Annotated in this window: 21 protein-coding genes; 8 read left to right on the top strand and 13 right to left on the bottom strand. The window is 58.3% G+C overall.

The annotated features are described in order from the left end of the window. Positions 1 to 214: 214 nt before the first annotated feature. Genes ASC80_RS10715 through ASC80_RS10705 form a run of 3 tightly spaced genes read right to left on the bottom strand, consistent with a single transcriptional unit; the run spans position 215 to position 3221 of the window. A complete protein-coding gene (locus ASC80_RS10715) occupies positions 215 to 1747 on the bottom strand; it encodes a tripartite tricarboxylate transporter permease (RefSeq protein ID WP_056296601.1) in 1533 nt (510 codons plus the stop codon). Then, a complete protein-coding gene (locus tag ASC80_RS10710) occupies positions 1744 to 2232 on the bottom strand; it encodes a tripartite tricarboxylate transporter TctB family protein (protein WP_056296598.1) in 489 nt (162 codons plus the stop codon). Before ASC80_RS10710 ends, ASC80_RS10715 begins: the two co-directional genes overlap by 4 nt. Next, a complete protein-coding gene (locus tag ASC80_RS10705) occupies positions 2232 to 3221 on the bottom strand; it encodes a Bug family tripartite tricarboxylate transporter substrate binding protein (RefSeq protein WP_056296595.1) in 990 nt (329 codons plus the stop codon). Before ASC80_RS10705 ends, ASC80_RS10710 begins: the two co-directional genes overlap by 1 nt. A 115-nt stretch (positions 3222 to 3336) precedes the next feature. Here ASC80_RS10705 and ASC80_RS10700 point away from each other — a divergent pair, with 115 nt between their 5' ends. Further along, positions 3337 to 4155, top strand: coding sequence for an aspartate dehydrogenase (locus ASC80_RS10700; protein WP_056296592.1), 819 nt, complete (start codon positions 3337 to 3339; stop codon positions 4153 to 4155). A gap of 165 nt (positions 4156 to 4320) precedes the next feature. Then, the gene (locus tag ASC80_RS10695) at positions 4321 to 6120 is read left to right on the top strand and encodes a gamma-glutamyltransferase family protein (RefSeq protein WP_056296590.1); all 1800 of its coding nucleotides are present in this window, start codon (positions 4321 to 4323) and stop codon (positions 6118 to 6120) included. 494 nt (positions 6121 to 6614) lie between these two features. Here ASC80_RS10695 and ASC80_RS23060 read toward each other — a convergent pair whose 3' ends face one another. The 4 genes from ASC80_RS23060 to ASC80_RS24165 form a co-directional block, all read right to left on the bottom strand. Next, positions 6615 to 6929: a hypothetical protein gene (locus ASC80_RS23060; RefSeq protein ID WP_082512521.1), complete on the bottom strand. Its 315-nt coding sequence runs from the start codon at positions 6927 to 6929 to the stop codon at positions 6615 to 6617. 42 nt (positions 6930 to 6971) lie between these two features. Then, the gene (locus ASC80_RS10690; protein ID WP_056296588.1) at positions 6972 to 7151 is read right to left on the bottom strand and encodes a DUF3606 domain-containing protein; all 180 of its coding nucleotides are present in this window, start codon (positions 7149 to 7151) and stop codon (positions 6972 to 6974) included. Positions 7152 to 8179: 1028 nt separating this feature from the next. Then, on the bottom strand, positions 8180 to 8434 hold the full coding sequence (locus ASC80_RS23055) for a hypothetical protein (RefSeq protein ID WP_082512520.1): 255 nt from the start codon (positions 8432 to 8434) through the stop codon (positions 8180 to 8182). Positions 8435 to 8886: 452 nt separating this feature from the next. Further along, a complete protein-coding gene (locus tag ASC80_RS24165) occupies positions 8887 to 9033 on the bottom strand; it encodes a hypothetical protein (RefSeq protein ID WP_200941183.1) in 147 nt (48 codons plus the stop codon). A 293-nt stretch (positions 9034 to 9326) separates the two neighbouring features. Here ASC80_RS24165 and ASC80_RS10680 point away from each other — a divergent pair, with 293 nt between their 5' ends. The 3 genes from ASC80_RS10680 to ASC80_RS10670 all read left to right on the top strand — a co-directional run bounded on the left by ASC80_RS10680 (position 9327) and on the right by ASC80_RS10670 (position 11234). Continuing rightward, positions 9327 to 9653, top strand: a complete 327-nt coding sequence (locus tag ASC80_RS10680; RefSeq protein ID WP_056298708.1) for a hypothetical protein — start codon at positions 9327 to 9329, stop codon at positions 9651 to 9653. 20 nt (positions 9654 to 9673) lie between these two features. Next, positions 9674 to 10294 (top strand): general stress protein, encoded by a 621-nt coding sequence (locus ASC80_RS10675; protein ID WP_056296582.1) that lies wholly within the window; start codon positions 9674 to 9676, stop codon positions 10292 to 10294. 706 nt (positions 10295 to 11000) lie between these two features. Then, complete coding sequence (locus ASC80_RS10670) at positions 11001 to 11234, top strand: hypothetical protein (RefSeq protein ID WP_056298705.1); 234 nt, start codon at positions 11001 to 11003, stop codon at positions 11232 to 11234. A 58-nt stretch (positions 11235 to 11292) separates the two neighbouring features. On the opposite strand, the gene ASC80_RS24245 is transcribed toward ASC80_RS10670, so the two are convergent. From ASC80_RS24245 to ASC80_RS10650, 5 genes are all read right to left on the bottom strand, one after another. After that, positions 11293 to 11607, bottom strand: coding sequence for a hypothetical protein (locus ASC80_RS24245; RefSeq protein WP_210168415.1), 315 nt, complete (start codon positions 11605 to 11607; stop codon positions 11293 to 11295). A gap of 508 nt (positions 11608 to 12115) precedes the next feature. After that, positions 12116 to 12574: an Hsp20 family protein gene (locus tag ASC80_RS10665; protein WP_056296578.1), complete on the bottom strand. Its 459-nt coding sequence runs from the start codon at positions 12572 to 12574 to the stop codon at positions 12116 to 12118. Between the two features lie 525 nt (positions 12575 to 13099). Next, positions 13100 to 13594 (bottom strand): low affinity iron permease family protein, encoded by a 495-nt coding sequence (locus ASC80_RS10660; protein ID WP_082512519.1) that lies wholly within the window; start codon positions 13592 to 13594, stop codon positions 13100 to 13102. 75 nt (positions 13595 to 13669) lie between these two features. Beyond that, complete coding sequence (locus ASC80_RS10655) at positions 13670 to 13912, bottom strand: hypothetical protein (protein WP_056296576.1); 243 nt, start codon at positions 13910 to 13912, stop codon at positions 13670 to 13672. Positions 13913 to 13925: 13 nt separating this feature from the next. Further along, positions 13926 to 14273 (bottom strand): hypothetical protein, encoded by a 348-nt coding sequence (locus ASC80_RS10650; protein ID WP_056296574.1) that lies wholly within the window; start codon positions 14271 to 14273, stop codon positions 13926 to 13928. Between the two features lie 320 nt (positions 14274 to 14593). On the opposite strand from ASC80_RS10650, the gene ASC80_RS24760 reads away from it, so the two are divergent. Then, complete coding sequence (locus ASC80_RS24760; RefSeq protein WP_082512518.1) at positions 14594 to 14773, top strand: integrase core domain-containing protein; 180 nt, start codon at positions 14594 to 14596, stop codon at positions 14771 to 14773. A 49-nt stretch (positions 14774 to 14822) separates the two neighbouring features. On the opposite strand, the gene ASC80_RS10640 is transcribed toward ASC80_RS24760, so the two are convergent. Then, a complete protein-coding gene (locus ASC80_RS10640; protein WP_056296564.1) occupies positions 14823 to 15860 on the bottom strand; it encodes a LacI family DNA-binding transcriptional regulator in 1038 nt (345 codons plus the stop codon). Between the two features lie 104 nt (positions 15861 to 15964). On the opposite strand from ASC80_RS10640, the gene hisD reads away from it, so the two are divergent. Both hisD and ASC80_RS10630 read left to right on the top strand, forming a co-directional pair. After that, positions 15965 to 17260 (top strand): histidinol dehydrogenase, encoded by a 1296-nt coding sequence (gene hisD, locus ASC80_RS10635; RefSeq protein ID WP_056296559.1) that lies wholly within the window; start codon positions 15965 to 15967, stop codon positions 17258 to 17260. Further along, a complete protein-coding gene (locus ASC80_RS10630; protein WP_082512517.1) occupies positions 17260 to 18579 on the top strand; it encodes an NAD(P)-dependent malic enzyme in 1320 nt (439 codons plus the stop codon). Before hisD ends, ASC80_RS10630 begins: the two co-directional genes overlap by 1 nt. Positions 18580 to 18588 lie beyond the last annotated feature (9 nt).

The following is an 18588-nucleotide window of genomic DNA, read 5'->3' as shown; positions in this document are numbered from 1 at the left end:
GAGGCAACGGCACCTAAACCTAATCCGAAGCTCTGCAAAGAGCTCCTCCTCGCCGAGCAACTGCCTGCGCCTCCAACGCGCGTTCCTTTCGGATAAGACCGACACCGACAATGGCAGCAACAAGGACACGCATCAATTGTGTATGATCCGCCTCGGATTGCCTATGGTGGTTTGCGAGCGGGCGCACAGCATCAGCCGTCTCAAAACAAATGCATCAGAAGTCTGTGTCTTCTTCTTCCGCGTCGGCTAGCTGATAGCGCTCCCGGCGATGTTGCCAGATGGCAAAAACGATCGAGGCGATTGAAGCGGCCAACAGCAGCCCGGAGATTGGCCGCGTGACAAACAACCATGGGTCCGGCTCCGTGGAGACGGCGCGGATCAGATTCGACTCGATCGCATCGCCAAGCACCACGCCCAGGATCAGCGGCGCGAGCGGAATATGCGCCTTCACCATGGCATAGCCGATGGCGCAGAACAGTCCGAGGACATAGACGTCGTTCATGCTGTTGCCGAGCGCATAGGCGCCGATGACCGAGAGCACAAGAATGACTGGGATCAGGATCGACTTTGGCATCATGATCACGCGCAGCCATGTGCGCGATCCGATCCAGATCACCAACACCATCAGCGGCAATGAAACGATGTAGGCACCGTATATTCCATAGGCGACATCAGGATGCTGCGAGATGAACAACGGGCCCGGCTGGATGCCGTGGATAGTCAGTGCGCCCAACATGACCGCAGTGACCGCATCGCCGGGAATCCCGAACGCCATGATCATCATCAGGGATCCGGCGACATTGGCGTTGTTGGAGGATTCCGAGGCGATAACGCCTTCTGGAATGCCGGTGCCGAATTTCTCCGGATGGCGAGAGAACTTCTTCGCCTGGTCGTAGGCCATGATGTTGGCGGCGCTGCCGCCGATCGCCGGCAGGATGCCGATGAGGACGCCGATCAGAGTCGACCACACCAGCAGAAAAGGCCGGCTGAGAATTTCCCATAGTGCGGCAAACTTCGATACCTTGAGGTCCAGCGGACGCGAAGCGCGCTCCTCAGTCGTCTCCAGTCCGATTCGCTCGACATCCGGCATCAGTTGCGCAAAAGCGAAAATGCCGATCAGCACCGGCAGGAAGTCGAGTCCGCCTTCGAGAAAATTCAAATTCATTGTCAGCCGCTGCGTGCCGAGAATGGGATCCGGGCCGACCACCGTGACAACGAGGCCAATCGCTCCCGACAGCAGCCCTTTGGTGACCGACTTGCCCACCAGCCCGGCCACCATCGTCAGCGCGAAGATGAAGAGCGAGAAGAATTCCCAAGGCCCGAACTGCAGTGCGATCGACGCAAAGGGTCCCGTAAGCTCGATTAGGAAAAGACCGCCGATCGCACCACCGAGAAATGCCGCCCAGACGCCGATCCAAACCGCTCGTCCCGGCTGACCGTTTCGCGTCATCGGATAGCCATCAAAGGTGGTGGCAACGGCGGACGGTGTGCCGGGAATGCCAATCAGGCTCGCGGTGATCGAACCGCCCGCCGATCCGCCGGTGTAGACGCCGATCATCGCCGCCAGTCCCTGCAGCGGATCGAGCCCGAATGTGAAGGGTAACACCATGATCACTGTCATGGTGATGGTAACGCCCGGCAGGGCGCCGCCGATCACGCCGGCCACAGTACCTGCGATCAGGGGCACCAGATACTTCAGATGCAGAATGGTCCCGATATGGGTGAGGAGCAATTCGTAATGATTCACAGCCCGCTCCACGATCCGCGTGGCAGGATGACCGACAGATAATTCTCGAACACCAGATGGCAGACGAGTGCGGTCGCGACGGCGACGCTCACGGCGAGCGCCCATCGCTTCCACGAATGAGGCCATTCGAGTGTGAGTTGCAGCGCCAGGACGAACAGGAAGGTTGCGATGCGAAAGCCGAGTGCCGGCAAGATCGCGATGTAGAGGCCGAACTCGACGAAGGTGGCGAGGACGAGCAGGTAGTTGGATTGCGGCGCGGCGACCTCAGGTGTTGCGGCTGGCGCGGCGCGACGCCGCGCGCCAGCGAGGATGTCGAGCACGATGAGAATGAGACTCAACACGGCAAGAATCAGCAGCACCACGCGCGGATAGAACGCTGGGCCGATCGGCACCATGATCGTCGGCGGCAATCCGCGCGTGAGCAGTAGAAACCAGATGCTGACCGCGAGGCAGACCAGCCCCGCAATGCCATCGCGTGTGAGCATTATTCGCGCTTCAGCAGGCCGAGATCTTTGGTGATCTCTTTAGTGACCCCGTCTTCTTTTTGCAGAAATGCGGTGTAGTCCTTGCTGTCGAGGTAACGGACATTGGTCCCTTGCAGCTTCATCGCCTCGGCGAAAGAAGGATCTTTCGCCGCCGTAGCGCAAGCCGACTCAAGCTTTGCCCGGATCTCCGCCGGCACGCCCTTCGGCACCATGAGGCCGCGATTGACAGCATACTCCACGTCGTAGCCGAGTTCTTTCAGGGTCGGTACGTCTGGCAGCTCCGGGCTCCGCTTCTCGCTCATGATGGCGAGGAATTTGAGCAGACCGGCGTCAACCTTCGCCTTTTGCGTGAGATTCGAGTCGGCAAGGTCGATATGACCGCCGAGCAGCGCGTTCATGCGCTTGGCTGTGCCGTCATAAGGAACGTACTTGAGCTTGAGCTGCGCAGCTTTCGCCATCAGTGCGATGGAGTATTGGCTGGTCGAGCCGAGCGAAGCGCCGACGGTAATTGTGTCGGGATGGGCTTTGGCAGCAGCAACCATCTCCTTGAATGTCTTCCACGATGTCTTCGGACTCGCGGTAATCACCGACGGCGTCGAAGCTACAAGACAGATCGTATCGAAGGCCTTGTCGTACTTAATGTCTGTCAATCCGGCGAAATAGACCGAATGGATAAAGTCGTGCGGTGCAAAGACCGTGTAGCCATCCGGCGCAGCCTTGGAGGCCTCGCGCTCACCCACGGTCCCCGACGCGCCGCCCACATTGGCGACGATCACCGGCTGGCCGAGTTGCTTCTGCAAGAGCGGGACGAAAACGCGATAGATACTGTCGGTATCGCCGCCGGCCGCCCATGGCACGATCAACTTGATGGGGCGCTCGGGGTAGGACGCCGCGAAGGCGTTACCCGCTGCGACCAGCCAAAAGGAACTTGCGAAGATGATGGCGGCACGGAACGCGCCGCCCGGACATGCCCGGCGTTTGGACGACATCGTTTTCTCCCTATGGATATCTCTCCTTGGATAGCCGGCTCTTCTTGAGTTAGCGTTTGGCCGGTCTCGTCGAACTATAGGTTGCCGGTTCAGGATGCCAAGAGGATTGATTAGGATGAGCGGTATTGGAGAACTCCCCCTGCGAATTGGTCTTGCTGGTCTTGGTGCGGTCGGACTTGAGGTGGGCCGTCGCCTCCAGGCGGGGATTCCAGGTCTCGCTCTTGCTGCAGTATCGGTTCACGATCCTGCAAAGGCACGCGATGGTTTGGCGCTGGGACCAGCCGTTCCCGTTGTGAGGCTGGAAAAGCTCCCGGAGCTCTGCGACGTCGTCGTGGAAGGCCTACCGCCCGCTTTGTTTTCGACGATCGCCGCCGCCACCATCGCGCAGGCGCGCCTGTTCATGCCGCTGAGCGTTGGGCAATTGCTCTCGAACTGGGAATTGGTCGAGCAAGCGCGCAAGTGCGGCGCGCGCATTCTAGTGCCGACAGGTGCACTGATCGGTCTCGACGCCGTCCGTGCGGCGGCTGAAGGCGAGATCTATTCAGTGACGATGGTGACCCGCAAGCCGCCCGCTGGCCTCGATGGTTCGCCTTATCTGGTCGAGCAGGGCATTTCAGTGCGCGATCTGAGCGCGCCGGTGAAGGTCTTCGACGGCTCCGCGCGCGATGGCGCCCGCGGATTTCCCGCCAACGTCAACGTCGCCGCAGCGCTTAGCCTTGCCGGCATCGGACCGGACCGTACGCGTCTCGAGATCTGGGCCGATCCGTCGCTCAGCCGAAACACTCATCGGATTGATGTGGACTCCGACACCGCACGATTCAGCATGGCGATCGAGAACATTCCCTCGGAGAATCCGCGCACCGGGCGGATCGTTGCATTGAGCACGATCGCAGCGTTGCGCGGACTGGTCTCGGAACTCAGGGTGGGGACTTGATAGCTATCGCGGCCGCAAGCGTCCTGCTCCGTAAACGTTGCCCCAACTGGGCGCGAAAGCGTCTGTCGCTTCAGGCGATCAGGTCGCTTTCGAAGTGCCGCGAGTGCACTTCGTTGCCGCGGTCAGGAACATGCCCCGCTGTGAACAGGACGGGAGCCAAAGCGTATGCCGACCTCGTTTGATACCAGCTTCACGACACGGCCCGAAATCACGGGTTCGTTCGGCGTCGTTGCAACGACGCATTGGATCGCGACCGCGGTCGGCATGGGCATCCTCGAACGCGGGGGCAACGCATTGGATGCGGGAGTCGCCATCGCCTTCGTGCTGCAAGTGGTCGAGCCTCATCTCAACGGGCCGGGCGGCGACGTGCCGATTCTGATTTACGATGTGCAGAAGGGGAAGCCGCAGGTGATCTGCGGTCAGGGTCCGGCACCCGCCGCCGCAACCATTGATCGCTTCCGTGACATGGAGCTTGATCTTGTTCCAGGCTCTGGCCTGCTTGCTGCGTGTATTCCCGGTTCGTTCGATGCCTACATGCTGCTGCTGCGCGATTACGGCACGATGTCGGTCGAGGATGTGCTCGCGCCGGCGATTTCCTATGCGAGAAACGGCTACCCGCTGGTGCCGCGTATTTGCGACACCATCGCGACGGTCGAAAATCTCTTCCGCGAGCACTGGCTCACGTCGGCAGCCCTTTATCTGCCGAACGGCGAGATTCCGAAGGCGGGAGAGATTTTCCGCAACGTGACTCTCGCCGATACCTATGCGCGCGTGCTCAGCGAGGCAAAATCCGCCGGTGGCACTCGCCAAGCGCAGATCGAGCGCGCACGCAAGATGTGGTCTCAAGGGTTTATCGCCGAAGCGGTCGATGCGTTCTGCCGAAAGAATGCCGTCATGGATTCCTCCGGCACGCCACATCATGGCTTGCTCACCGGGCAGGACATGGCGGGATGGAGCGCGTCCATTGAGGCTCCGATCAGCTACGGTTATCACAACTACACCGTATTCAAGGCGGGGACTTGGACACAGGGATTGGCATTGCTTCAGCAACTGGCCTTGCTCAAGGGATACAATCTCGACGAACTCGATCCGTGCGGCGCTGAATTCATTCATTTGCAGGTGGAGTGCGCGAAACTGGCTTTCGCGGATCGTGATGTTTTCTATGGCGATCCCAAATTTAGCGATATTCCGGTCGCACGGCTTTTGTCGGATTCCTATAACGTCGAGCGGCGCAAGCTGATCACCCATAAGGCATCGATGGAGCTGATGCCCGGCACCATTCCCGGATTCGGCAAGGCCATCGGTATGCGGGCAGGCGGCTCGCGCGAGGCAGTTTCGGCCATCGGCACCGGCGAGCCGACCGTGGGGCGGATCAGTGCCGAGCGTGGTGACACGGTGCATTTCGATATCATCGACCGCGACGGCAACATGATCTCGGTAACGCCGTCGGGCGGATGGCTGCAATCGTCGCCGATCATTCCGGAACTGGGCTTCTGTCTCGGCACGCGTGCGCAGATGTTCTGGCTGGACGAAGAGCATCCGGCGTCGCTCCAGCCGGGCAAGCGGCCGCGTTCGACTCTCTCGCCGACCCTCGCGATGCGTGAAGGCGAGCCCTACCTTGCCTGGGGTACGCCGGGCGGGGATCAGCAGGATCAATGGGCAACCCAGCTTCTGCTCCGTCACATTCACGCGGGATACAACCTCCAGCAGGCGATCGATGCGCCTGCGTGGCACACTGAACATTTCCCGGCGTCGTTCTGGCCGCGTCTGGCGCGGCCCGGTGTTCTTGTCCTTGAAAGCCGGATCGCGCCCGAAGTTGTCAAGGATCTGCGCGGTCGCGGCCATATCGTCGAGGTGGGCGAGAACTGGTCAGAGGGTCGTCTGACTGCAGCGTCCCGCGAAGATGGATGGCTCAGAGCAGCCGCAAACCCGCGTGGAATGCAGGCTTATGCTGCCGGGCGTTAGGGCGCGCCGCGTCCATCAAGGTGATAATGACGGCATAGAAGCGCGTGGCGCGCTCGGGTAGCGAAAATCGAGCGTCGGCCGATCTCATGATCGAGGGCAAGCTTTTTCATGCAGATGCAATGGACGGCATGGTCACGGTGTGATCGATATTCGTCGAGCATGCCGCCGGCCATAGCGTTATTACGGTGAAATTCGGCTCCAGCCCATCGAGTTCGAGGAGGGCTAGGCTGGTAACCCAGTCGCCTCGAAGGTTAAGGTCCCGACTCTCACATATCTGATCGAAGCGGTGCGAGCGGTCGAGCTGGACGATCTGTTCAGTCAAGCTTCCAAGTCGCAACCCCGGGCCCATCAAACGGGCAGCCCGTCCACCCCTTCAGAAAGTGTGGAGCGTCCGATTTTCATTGGATCGATGAGGACGACCGCATGAGAATGTAGTAAAATACGTGTCGCCCTCGGCAGGTATGTTGTGCGCGGGGCAAACTGACTAACGCTGGTTAGCTAGTATGCCCTGGGTCGATGTGTCTGGGAGTTTTCTTCTCGCGTTGCGGAGTCATTTTTGCCGGATCGCGCTCTCCAGGCACACCTCGAGGCCCAAGCTGCTCGCGTTGAATATCATCCGCGCTTTGGCGGGCTTCGCCATCGTCAGTCTGACGCTGATGCGGGTTGCGCGCTGATAACTTTTCGGTGCTGCTATTCTGCGGGCCGCTTCCCAGTATATTCTTTGAGCTGGAGTCTTGCGCGCGCTTTTTGTCGGTCGGCTGTTCCTGGTTCTTTTTGTCCAGACTGATGCCGTGATTTGTCTTTGCCATGGTCGGGTCCCTCACGAAAAGTGGTTTATCGAAGCCTTGGGGCTACTGTTTGGCCAGCCAAGTTTTAACGTCTTCGGCCATTACGCCGACGGCATCCACTGCCTGCTTCAATTTGATCTCTGAGCAACCCAGTTCTTTGGTCCAATAACGGACCTCATGTCCCTCTTGAAGGTTGATTCGCTCGCGGTCTCGTGGCCCGCGGTCGGTAAGATCATCAGCCATTGGCGGTCTCTCCATTGTTGCGGAGGCCTAACGAGCTTTCGGGCGACGTGTTCCACGGAACATTGCGATCGCGGCTAATCATTGGGGATTCAGAGCTAGACGCCTAACGCTCTGCGTTTCTGGCCAATCGGCGGATGGCTGACCACGAGCAAGCGCATGCAGACTGAAATCAGAGAACTGGGCAAAGTGCTGATCAAAATCGCTGGGTTCGATGAGAAGATTTGCAGCCTCAAAGCGGGTGACTGTGCACGACAAGTGAGGGCATGGGCGTAGCTTCGTTCGCGGACCTCGCGGCATCGACCGGGAGTACGTTTAGAAGTCAGCCCGGCCGGCTACAGAGCAAGTTCACACCGGCCGGGCCTTAGCCGCCCGCTGCGTCCCCCAGACGGCTTGAACCAATAGCCGCAACGCCCGTCCAGTTGCATCACACGAAAGGATAGTCATGATCCGCACTGCCATTCTGGCAGCAGTGCATCTGCGCACTGTCGTCGCTGTCGGATGCCGGCACGATCCGCTCGAAGTCCGCCGCAACCGCTCATGTTGCCGACCGCGCTGTTCATGCCCTCCGGTGCCTTGTCGATAAGCTGGATTCGTCCGGGTACCGCATTAAGTTCATGGGCGGCTGGCGTAAGCATGGCTCTGTACGCAACTCCCTGCACCCGTCAGGCATGGCGCTGGATATCAATCAGTTCTCTCGCAACGTCACGCGGCCACGCATCCCGGCCTCTGCCACGGCGATAGCGCGGGCATGTGGCCTGATCCATGGCGCGGTCTGGGGCTGGGCTGACGCCGGGCATTTCCAGCCAGGCGGCTGGGCAGGGCGGTCGAAACATCACCGACAACGTTACGCGCGGAAGCGTCACCGCAAGCATCTGGCGAACGCGCCATGACCGGAGCCAAGGCATCGCGAGGGCAGGAGCTGTAAGCCAGGTTAAGACACGCCAGTTACGGCGCAGCAAATTCGCGCCAAGGCGGTTTAAGCCGATGATGGCGCGGGGCCCCAGCAATGCTGGGGCCTTCGTAAGCTTCTAATGTTTGCGAGAATTTGCACCTGATTTCTGATCGGCATGACCTGGCGCGTAGCCAGAGGCGCCCGTGGTGCCCTTGACCGATCCCTTGTCCTGCATCTTATGACCAGGTGTATATCCGGACGCGCCGGTGGTGCCCTTGACACTGCCCTTATCCTGCATTTGCTGGCCGGGGGCTTTCGTCTGCTGCGCTCCCGCTGGAACGGCTACAAGCATGGCGGCGGATGCTAGCACGGCTAAAACTGACTTTTTCATTCTGAACCTCTCCAAGTGTTATTGACCAGCATCAACGTCTCAGTTGCTTGAAGTTTCCGCTGCGCCCGGGATTGTGCAGCGGAATCGCCTGATACAGCGATCTATGCGGGCTGGGGAACCTGGTTAGCCCCGCGGCTAGTTGCGTGGGGAACCGACCCTCATTTGTTGAGCTTGGTGTGGGGTGTGCATACGACCGCGGCGTAGCCTTCGAGCAGGTGGAAGTGGCGGTAATTTTTCGCCACGTAGTGCGCGGAGTAAGTCGGAAAGAAACCGAAGCCGACTTTGAATGACCTGTCTGTCTTGTACCGACATTGCAATCTCTCAAGCCAAATGAACTGAGAAAGAGTGAACTCGGGCCGCAGCTCCGTCTGTCCGGCCTCAGACATTGGAACCTGGATTCGGAGGAGTAGGCCCTTTTTCTACGCGTCAGCAAAGCTGTCGCATGACGAGCCTCACGATTTAAATTCTTTCGGCTTTGGCTCTTTTGCCATTTCATCCCGGATCAATTCGAGCAGCGATTTGCGCTTGCTCTCGTCGGTCGTCTCATCAAGCACCTTTCGGTAAAGCTTGAGGTTCTCCGTATGGATGAATGTGTTCATTGCGGCCTCCTTGAGGGGCCAGAGTATGATGATGGGACGCTGCGCCTAATCAAAAACTGAGTCCAGCACTCAAATCAGGCCACTGCGAAATTCAAAATAGGACACTAGGGGTTAAAACAAGCCAGTACCTGAGCGGGAGATTGAATATCAGAACCACATTCAGCGTAGCGCATCGCATGGCGCGCGCATTTGGCATGGGCTTGCGGAACAATCAGCACGTCGGCCTGTTATTTGGCTCCCAACTATCGCCGTGCGCAGGCATTGCGAGTGAGATCATGGAACAGGAACCAATAATGAAAAGCCAAAGAATAGCGACGGCCACGGCAGTAGCTGCCTTACTCTTCTCAACCGCTGCTTTCGCTCAGACACCGGCGGCACAACCAGGGCCGAACAACAACGCGGTCAACTCGTCTGGGCAGAACAACTCCAACGCTCCAGTCGAAGGCCGAAACAGCTTCACAGAAAGTCAGGCCAAAAGCCGTATCGAGAAAGCGGGCTACACGAACGTCACCGCTCTAAAAAAGGACAAAGACGGAATTTGGCGAGGTAAGGCCGCCAAGGGCGGTACCACCACCAACGTCACCGTCGACTTCCAAGGCAACGTCAACGCGGCCAATTAATCGGCAACAAGGAACAACATATGACAGTCACTATTTCGCGGCTATACGACAACTACAACGACGCTCAGCGGGCGGTGAACGAATTGGAAGCGGCGGGCGTACCGCACTCCGACATCAGCATTATCGCGAATAATTCGGATAACTGGTACGGACAGGATGGCAAGGTTGATCGCGATCGCGATGGCGTGGACGACCGGGCGGAAGGAGCGGGCGCCGGCGCGGGCGTCGGTGCCGGGCTTGGTGGTGCCGCCGGGTTGCTCGCAGGCCTCGGTCTACTCGCGATACCCGGTCTCGGTCCTGTTGTGGCCGCCGGTTGGCTGGCTGCAACCGCAGTCGGCGCGGCGGCCGGTGCTGCGGCCGGAGGGATTGTTGGGGCCCTGACCCAAGCAGGTATCTCAGAGGATGACGCGGATGCCTACGCCGAGGGAGTACGCCGAGGCGGCACGTTGGTTACCGCTCGCGTAGCCGATGCCGATCAGGCGCGTTTCGACGATATTCTTGATCGTTCCGCGGTTGATCTAAAGAGCCGACGCGCGGATTGGCAAAAATCGGGTTGGGGTTCTTATAACCCCGCGGCCGATCCCTATTCGGCTGAGCAGGTTCGTCAGGAGCGCTCGCGTTACACAAGTCGTTCAGTCTGAATGAGGAGCCCGGCCATCGGCCGGGCTTCGTTTTCCCGCTGCCGGTATCGTTCGCACAAGCGTTGGCGCTCTCTCTTGCTGGGAACGATTTCGCCTCTTCGACATTCAATTGATTCGTCAGGCGGTACACGCAAACTCAGCCCGGTTCAGCCTTGCGCTGGATCGGGCTTTTTTCTGGCGGCACCGTCAGCCGCTGCGCCGCGCGGGCGACCCCTTAGTTTCGAGTCTTGCTAACGCTGCGCTCGCATCAGAATCTTGTCGAGCTCCTTTTGCCGCGCTGGCACTTCGCTTGCTGTCGTCGCGCAGCAGTGGACAGGAGATCGCACAAGCAGACCATGCCTCTCAGCTGGCGCGATCAGCAGCTACTTTCAACGAGCAATTAAGGGCCGTCGTTCCGCAGGCTCGCACCTATAATGATGGGAGGCGGCACACGAACTTTGCTCGCAATCCTGATGGTCGATTTATCGATGGGGATATGCGCAGCTTGGTAAACGGGTCGCGGAAGATAAGCATCCGTTAGAAACAGCAAGGCCAAAAGGCCCGCACCGACAACGATGAAGTATCGAAGAATTGGCATTGTTCTAGCTCACAGACGTCTGACAATCCAAAGAGCGAACAATGGTTCCTGCGGTTGAGTGCTTACGAGTCGGAACAAAACGAAGCGGCTTGGGTTGAAATCCGCGCACCTAACCTAATGGAGGAACTTATGAAAAAAGCACTTGTCGCAGTCTTAGCACTTTCATTTTCTGCGAGTGCATTTGCACAGACCGCGGTCGTCAGCGAGTATTACGTCGTCCGCGACCCGGCAACCAAGAAATGCACGGTCGTTGACAAGAGGCCCACGACCACGACAACGACTATTGTCGATAATGGCATTTTCAAAACCCGTGCCGAAGCTGAAACTGGCATGAAGACCATCAAGGTCTGTACTGAAAATTAGGTCCTCGCGGGAAGGTGCAAAAAGCGCCTTCCCGCTTTCCTCTAGACGCGCGGCGGGGCTAACCATATTTGTCGGTTTTGCCGTTCGGGCTCCCATCGCCTCCGCCGTTACCCACGTTGTTGCCTTTGCCGTTTCCGCCACCGCTGGAATGAGCGATCGCATCCGAGGTAAGGCTCGTACCCGAGTCACGTCTGCCGGTTATTGCCGCGATGGTGGGGGTGGGGGCTCGTAGCAACCGACCGTAAGCTTCGGCTTCTGCATCGCAACTCTCGAAACCCATTGCTCTCCAGCGCGCGCGCCCCGATCGCAGCGCGTGGCCAAAAGCGGCGATCTCGTCATCGGTCAACCCTCGGAATGTCGGCTTTTTACTCATAGCGATAACGACTCTCCGCCATGTGTGGCGGGGACCGAACGCGTGCGCGCCCGATATCCACGGCCCAAGATTCGACCCAAGGTCCCGCCCAGCCTACGGGTGCTTAACGGTCGTGATAGGCTTAGGGGATTGCGCTTCCATCGAGCCTCACAGTGAACAATTCCTTTCGAAATCACCCGAAGCCTTCCTAGACACGTGCTGTGCTCAACTGGCGCAAGGCTGCCTCCTCAGTTATCAGCCGTGCATCCAACCGTTCGCGCTATTCGCTGCCAGCCGCAGCATCCCAAGCCCAAGACGCCAAGACGGACCGCTTTTCTGCCGGAGTTAGCGTTTGGTCGGACAGCACATCGCGAGGATGATCGCAAACCGATCCAGGGTGAAGGATTGAGTTGAGATCATAGACGTTGTCGTCGAGAACACGGCCAAGACTGGGTCATGTCCTCCTGTCTCCTTTCAACGTTCGGACGAGTTACGGCGGCCCGGAATAGCCCGAGCCGCCTATTGCTGGTTAGGCAGCTTTCGAGTCGATCTGGCGGATGTTGGAATCGGAAGAACCAGCGTTGATCGCAATCGTGCGCGGCTTCATCGCTTCCGGAATTTCTCGGACGAGCTCGACGCGCAGAAGGCCGTTGTCAAAGGACGCGGTTCTTACCTGAACATAGTCCGCGAGGTTGAACTGGCGACGGAATTGGCGTTCGGAAATACCTTGGTAGAGGTATTCACGCTTTTCATCCGTCTTACGTCCTTCGATCGTGAGCACATTCTGCTCGGCCGTGACGTTAATCTCGTCAGGTCGGAAGCCCGCCAGTGCCAGGGAGATCTGATACTGATCCTCGCCCAGCCTCTCAATATTGTACGGCGGATAGTGACCTTCAGTCTGCTGCTGCGCCGCATCCAGGAGATCAACGAGACGGTCGAAGCCGATCGACGACCGCCAGAACGGGGTAAAGTCATAAGAAGTTCTCATAGCCAAATCCTCCACTGAGCAAGTTGGGTACGAGCGGACACCGGACACCTCCGGCGCCCGTCTCACTTCCGGGCCCCAAGGGCACCCGGGCCGTTTCCGGCGGAGAAAAAATAGAAAACCGAGAATAAGTTTCAAGCCCCCGTACAATTTTTTTGGCAGACGTTTGAACGAGAAACCACGCGCCCTGGCTCCGGGGTCGAGAAGGTTCGCTGATCTTTGTTCTACTGGCGACAGCCTAGTGGAACGACTGCACAGCCATTGAATTAGCTCTGCAACATGACCCAAAAAGATAAAGACGAAAACGATCTGCCTGGCGCCCAGGATCAAGGTGGAAAGCACGGCGGATCGAAGGATGGTCCCGGGCCGACGCCGCAGCCGCCTGATCAGGTTTGGGATGAAAAGAAAGGGCATCCCGCGCGACCCGATCACGTCAGCGAAAAATTACCCGGCTGATACCAGCGGTCCAAACAGCGCTCCGCCGCCTCAGGTTCTGTTGGAAAGGGAAGGCATGAACTGCAAAGTGTATCAGAGTACTCGGCTCGCTCTGTTTGCCGCCCGATCTGCTTTCCGGTCCGTCTGCTGAACGGCGATTTCGCCAGCATCCCCAGCTTTGGCGCGCTCCTCGCATTTGGTGCGGATTTCTTCCAACTCGTCGTCGGTCAGATGTTCAATGCCAACGAAAGAATTGTGCGCCACGCTCACCCGAATAAGTTCGTCGAGTTTTACTTGAATGGCAGCGCTGTCTCGGTTCTGAGAATTTTGGATCAGGAAGACCATCAAGAAGGTAACGATCGTCGTTCCAGTATTAATGACCAGCTGCCATGTATCCGAAAATCCGAACAGTGGTCCAGAAACCGCCCAGACGATAACAATGCCGACGGCAACGAGAAAGGTCAGTGCGCGGCCGGCAGCTTGCGATGTACGATTGGCTATTTCGCCAAATAGTTTGGAAGCAGAACTCGGGCCGTCGTTTTCATTACGCTGCAATTGTCGGCTCTCCCGAGTGAGTTCCTGCGGCAAATGAACGCGCTTACTGCTCTGAAGTTCCGTAGTGCCAGTTGGTTCTGCTGTCGAGTGCAGCGCGCCGGACCGAGGTCAGTTGGCAAAGCCAATTTCGACTGTTCGCCAATCTGGCCGATGTACCGCACCAGTTTCGCACCGGAAATGCCACTCATTACAGTCTGGTTGCAGGTTCAGGTCCTGCCGGGGCCGCACCGCACCAGTTGCCGCACCACAAACGTCCTTCCTCTGTTCGGCTTTCGGCAGCTTCTGGCTGTACTCCGCGGCGTCGCGTAGGGTCTTCAGCGGCTTGCCATCCGGCGCGACTTGGATCTTCAAACGGGCGGTCCCATCACACCAAACTCAGTGCAAGCTGTCGGCTCGATCCGATCTGGACTTCGACGAATCTGGAAAGATGCGAGGGCACGTCCTCGGCGATGATATCGTGGCGGCGCTGGATCTCGCGCGCGACGTCCTCGGACACGTCCTGTGACCAGCCCTCGACGGTGTTAAACGCCACGACCCGAATGGGATCGTTGTACTGCCCTGAGATCAGGTCTTGGATTGTCGCCTCGAGATCAGCCTTTTCGGAATCGGTCTCGCGGTAGCAGCGACCAATCTTCCCGAAATCGTCTTCCACCAAGTAGACCGTCACGTCGCCGACGCTCGGCACTATGGATGGTGTCCACGCGGTACGCATCACACAACCTCAACGCAACTGAACAACTCGACTCAATTGCGGTGAGGTCGTTTGGTTCCGGTTACTCCGGAGCCGGCTTTTCCGGCTTCCATCGGTTTCACGGCTTGGATCAGCTTCTGGACGTTCAGAGAAGTCAGCGGATCATGATCGCAACTCAAGCAAAGGAGCGTCTGCTTGCGACCGTTAGGTACGGACGTCATCGGCTGCTTGCATTTGGCGCAATAAGGTACTGAGCTTCCCATGCTGACCTCCGCGCATCGGCAACCTCCGCTCCGGAGGATGGTTCCCGGCCGGAAACTTATGCCGGCCCGGCTACCCAGATGGTAATCCGCGAGCCGCCTTCGTCAACGTTGAGCATTCTCTTCGCGATCCCATGCGCGCAATGGCGCAAGCACTACAACACGAGCGGGCCGCACTCATCGCTGAATTACCGGCCACCGGCGCCGCAGACATCGTCGCCGAAATGGCTGCATCTAGATCGGAGCGTGGCTGTGCAGTAGTCTCAACCCCGCTGGTCAAAAATATCCGTCAGGTCAATCAGCCAGCGGTCTAGCGGGGCCTTCGTGTAGGGGCAGCGAGCATTGTGCTGCTGCGCATAATCAACTCTGTACCAATAATCTGGCTCTTGACCGGAATGTTCTTACGGGATGCGTCGATTAGAGCGTCGGCTGCGGCATGCCCCATACGCTTCGCGGGGACGTGAACGCTCGATAGGGGAGGACTGACGACCCTCGTGATCGGAAGATCATCGAATCCGATAATGGAAATGTCATTAGGTACACGGATTTTGAGTCGTTGGCAGGCAAACAACGCGCCAAGCGCCTGAATGTCATTCGCGCAAAACAGGGCTGTCGGTGGATTCGTCAGTGAGACGATCCGACTTGCCGCTTCTGCAGACATCTCGATTTCAAAGGGTTGCTCCGACACAATCTCCGCATCGAAAGGAATTTTGTAACGGGAGAGAACCGAACGATAGGCTTCAAGCCGTTGCGCAGCGCGGTCGTTGATACTCGTCATCCCGCAAATCAAACCGATGCGCTGATGCCCTAGCTTGATGAGCATCTCGGTGGCTTCAGCCGCCGCTAGGCGGTTGTCGAAAGAGATCGAAGGAATTGACGCCTTGGGGCTCGTGGACCACGTCACAACAAACGGAATGTTATAGTGGCGCAAAAGCTTATACAGTTCTGGATCGCGCTTGTATCCGGTGAGGATCACGCCTTCGACGCGGCTTTCGATCAGCTTGCGGATGATGTCACGTTCAATTTCAGCTGAATAGTTTGCGTTAGCAATCAAGAGGCTGAGATCGGCAGCTTGCAGCCTGCTCTGGATCGCCTCGGTGAACTCTGCGTAAATTGAGTTAGAAATAGTCGGAACGATCAGCCCGACGACGCCAGTGCGTTTCGATGAAAACGTCGCAGCGCGTCCATCGGGTACAAATTGGTGACGATTGACGAGCTTGAGAATTCGCTCACGGGTTTGCGGTGCAACAGCGTCTGGATGACGTAGTGCCCTGCTGATGGTGGCGACCGAAACGCCGGCCTGTTGCGCAAGCCAGCGGATCGTCACCGATTTCTGTGTGTCTTTCATCTGAGCAACTGAAGGCAAAGACCAGATGTTGACAAGGGGTATCGGACGATGTCTATTTATGTAACCGGTTACATTTCAAGTCGCTTACGTTGAGGCAAGAACTTATGGTCGATTACCTAAAGCGTGCAGAGCAGCAGTCCCGGCAAGATAGCCACGATCTAGTCGATCGCGTGCGGACGATGATTGCCGACATTGAACAAGGCGGCGATGATGCTGTTCGACGCTATGCCCGGGATCTTGATGGCTGGCAGAACCCCGATTTTCGCGTGTCTAATGACGATATTGCTTCAGCCCGCAAGGCGATGAGCACTGTCTTCAAGGAGGACTTTGCCTTTTGCAAAAAGCAGGTGACGGATTTTGCCAAGCGTCAACGGGACTCACTTTCTGAGTTTGAGGCGCAGTTCGGTAACGGAATCACGCTCGGTCAGAAGATCATCCCGGTCGATGTCATTGGTTGCTATATTCCAGGCGGCAAATATCCGCTGATCTCTGCCGCGATCATGAGCGTCGCGACGGCAAAGGTGGCGGGTGTCAACCACGTTATCGGCGCTGCGCCACCGCGAGAAGGGCAGGGCATTTTCCCGCCGACGCTTTATGCGCTTGCCGAGTCGGGAGCTACCGAAATCTATTCTATTGGAGGCGTGCAGGCTCTCGCCGCGATGGCTTACGGCCGCGTGGGAATGCGGCCGGTTGATATGATCACCGGACCAGGAAATGCGTATGTTGCCGAAGCGAAGCGTCAGCTCTTTGGACTGGTGGGCATCGATCTTCCGGCCGGCCCCACGGAAATCCTTGTGATAGCCGATGAGAGTGCCGATCCGGCCCTGGTGGCCACTGATCTCCTGGGGCAGGCGGAGCACGGGTCAGACAGCCCCGCATGGTTGATCACAACATCCGCGAAGTTGGGGCGTGAGGTTGTCGCGGAGATCGAGCGGCAATTGCTGACTCTGCCGACGGCTGCCATTGCGGGCGCAGCCTGGCAGCGCTGGGGTGAGGTTGCGGTTGTCGATGATGACGCAGCGGCGATCGCGCTGAGCGATCAGTACGCGCCGGAACATCTTGAAGTGCTGACGCAGCGTAACGACTACTATCTCGAGAATCTCAAGAACTACGGCAGCCTTTTCGTCGGCGAAGAGAGCACAGTAGCTTACGGCGACAAGGGTGTGGGTACCAACCATACCCTTCCGACCGGCCGTGCGGCGCGGTACACCGGCGGTCTATGGGTCGGTAAGTTTCTGAAAACTGTGACCTACCAGCGACTGACACCGGAAGCGAGCGAGCGCATCGCTCCGATCATGGGGCGTATGTGCGCGAGCGAAGGAATGTTGGCGCATGAGATTACGGCGACCGTTCGTCAGCAACGGTATGCGCAACGTCGCCGCGAGGGGAGTGCTTCCTGATGTCCAGTCACGATGCCAGATGGAAAGTTACGCCGGACGCCGCTGTAGCTGCCGTGCGTGATGTCTTCTCTGGGCATGGCAAGCTGGAAGTGGTGCCTAAAGTTCACGTCGGGTCCCTGCGCGATGTTGCCACGCTCTATACGCCGGGCGTCGGAACGCTGGTCCAGAGAATCGTCGCAGATCCGGCGCAAGCGGATACTTTGACCAATCGCGCGAATACAATTGCCGTGGTGACCGATGGCACCGCAGTGCTGGGGTTCGGCCGAACCGGCCCGCTTGCGGCGATGCCGGTCATGGAAGGCAAGGCAATTATGTTCAAGTTGCTCGCCGGTCTTGATGCGGTGCCGATCTGTCTGGATGTGCGGGATCCTGCAAGGCTCGTTGACCACATCGCCGCGCTTGAGCCTTCGTTCGCCGGCTTCAATCTGGAAGACGTTGCTGCTCCTCACTGTTTCGCAACTGTCGAAGAATTGACTCGTCGTCTGTCGGTGCCGGTTTTCCATGACGATCAATACGGAACTGCAACGGTGATCGTTGCCGGCCTGATGAATGCGCTAAGGGTTGTCGGCAAGAAGAAAGAAGATGTCCGTATTGTGGTGAACGGCGCGGGAGCTGCCGGTACCGCTGCGGCGAGGCTTTGTCTTGCATGGGGTGTCGGCGATGTTGTTGTGTGTGACCGCCATGGCCCTCTTTGCGAGGGCGAAGCGCAGCCTTCGCCACATATGACAGCCCTCGCGTCTATGACTAACCGATCGCGGATCAAGGGCGCACTTGCCGATGCGCTTAAGGGTGCTGATGCGTTTGTCGGTTTGAGTACCGGCCCTCTCCTCGATGCCCGACATGTTCAGTCGATGGCACAATCTGCGATCGTCTTCGCTTGCGCTAACCCCGAGCCAGAGATAATGCCGCACGAAGCGATTGCAGCGGGAGCGGCGATTGCCGGAAGTGGTCGCTTCGACGCGCCAAATCAATGCAACAACGTGCTGGCATTTCCTGGGATCATGCGTGGCGCAGTCGATGTGTCCGTAAGAAGCATCACGGAAACGATGTGCCTCGCGGCGTCGCGAGTGATCGCGGAACACGTGACGGAAGTTGAACTCGGACCCGAGAATGTGTTGCCCAATCCACTCGATCCGGAACTCTGCCCAGCGGTGGCTGAAGCCGTCGCGGCGCAGGCGGTAGCGGAAGGACTTGCGAGAAAACCCTATATCCGAGGCGCCATCGCGGCGCGCGTTCGTGCACTAAACCATGTTTCTGGTCGTCAGCAGGAGTTTCTGCGGGCGTTCAAAGAAAAATCTTCCGAAACAACGGAAGTGTAACTGGTATTA

It is taken from the genome of Afipia sp. Root123D2 (assembly GCF_001425835.1).
Taxonomy (GTDB): domain Bacteria; phylum Pseudomonadota; class Alphaproteobacteria; order Rhizobiales; family Xanthobacteraceae; genus Afipia.
Note: the sequence above shows the minus strand (reverse complement) of the source record. Positions and strands in the feature narration are given on the sequence as shown.

Coding starts and splice junctions, on each gene's coding strand:
- ASC80_RS10675 (WP_056296582.1), top strand. CDS start 9,674: ATGACAGTCACTATTTCGCGGCTATACGACAACTACAACGACGCTCAG.
- ASC80_RS10710 (WP_056296598.1), bottom strand. CDS start 2,232: ATGCTCACACGCGATGGCATTGCGGGGCTGGTCTGCCTCGCGGTCAGC.
- ASC80_RS24760 (WP_082512518.1), top strand. CDS start 14,594: ATGGTAATCCGCGAGCCGCCTTCGTCAACGTTGAGCATTCTCTTCGCG.
- ASC80_RS10630 (WP_082512517.1), top strand. CDS start 17,260: ATGTCCAGTCACGATGCCAGATGGAAAGTTACGCCGGACGCCGCTGTA.
- ASC80_RS10680 (WP_056298708.1), top strand. CDS start 9,327: ATGAAAAGCCAAAGAATAGCGACGGCCACGGCAGTAGCTGCCTTACTC.
- ASC80_RS23060 (WP_082512521.1), bottom strand. CDS start 6,929: ATGGCAAAGACAAATCACGGCATCAGTCTGGACAAAAAGAACCAGGAA.
- ASC80_RS10650 (WP_056296574.1), bottom strand. CDS start 14,273: ATGCGTACCGCGTGGACACCATCCATAGTGCCGAGCGTCGGCGACGTG.
- ASC80_RS10640 (WP_056296564.1), bottom strand. CDS start 15,860: ATGAAAGACACACAGAAATCGGTGACGATCCGCTGGCTTGCGCAACAG.
- ASC80_RS24165 (WP_200941183.1), bottom strand. CDS start 9,033: ATGAACACATTCATCCATACGGAGAACCTCAAGCTTTACCGAAAGGTG.
- ASC80_RS24245 (WP_210168415.1), bottom strand. CDS start 11,607: ATGAGTAAAAAGCCGACATTCCGAGGGTTGACCGATGACGAGATCGCC.
- ASC80_RS10705 (WP_056296595.1), bottom strand. CDS start 3,221: ATGTCGTCCAAACGCCGGGCATGTCCGGGCGGCGCGTTCCGTGCCGCC.
- ASC80_RS10700 (WP_056296592.1), top strand. CDS start 3,337: ATGAGCGGTATTGGAGAACTCCCCCTGCGAATTGGTCTTGCTGGTCTT.
- ASC80_RS10690 (WP_056296588.1), bottom strand. CDS start 7,151: ATGGCTGATGATCTTACCGACCGCGGGCCACGAGACCGCGAGCGAATC.
- ASC80_RS10670 (WP_056298705.1), top strand. CDS start 11,001: ATGAAAAAAGCACTTGTCGCAGTCTTAGCACTTTCATTTTCTGCGAGT.
- ASC80_RS23055 (WP_082512520.1), bottom strand. CDS start 8,434: ATGAAAAAGTCAGTTTTAGCCGTGCTAGCATCCGCCGCCATGCTTGTA.
- ASC80_RS10665 (WP_056296578.1), bottom strand. CDS start 12,574: ATGAGAACTTCTTATGACTTTACCCCGTTCTGGCGGTCGTCGATCGGC.
- hisD (WP_056296559.1), top strand. CDS start 15,965: ATGGTCGATTACCTAAAGCGTGCAGAGCAGCAGTCCCGGCAAGATAGC.
- ASC80_RS10695 (WP_056296590.1), top strand. CDS start 4,321: ATGCCGACCTCGTTTGATACCAGCTTCACGACACGGCCCGAAATCACG.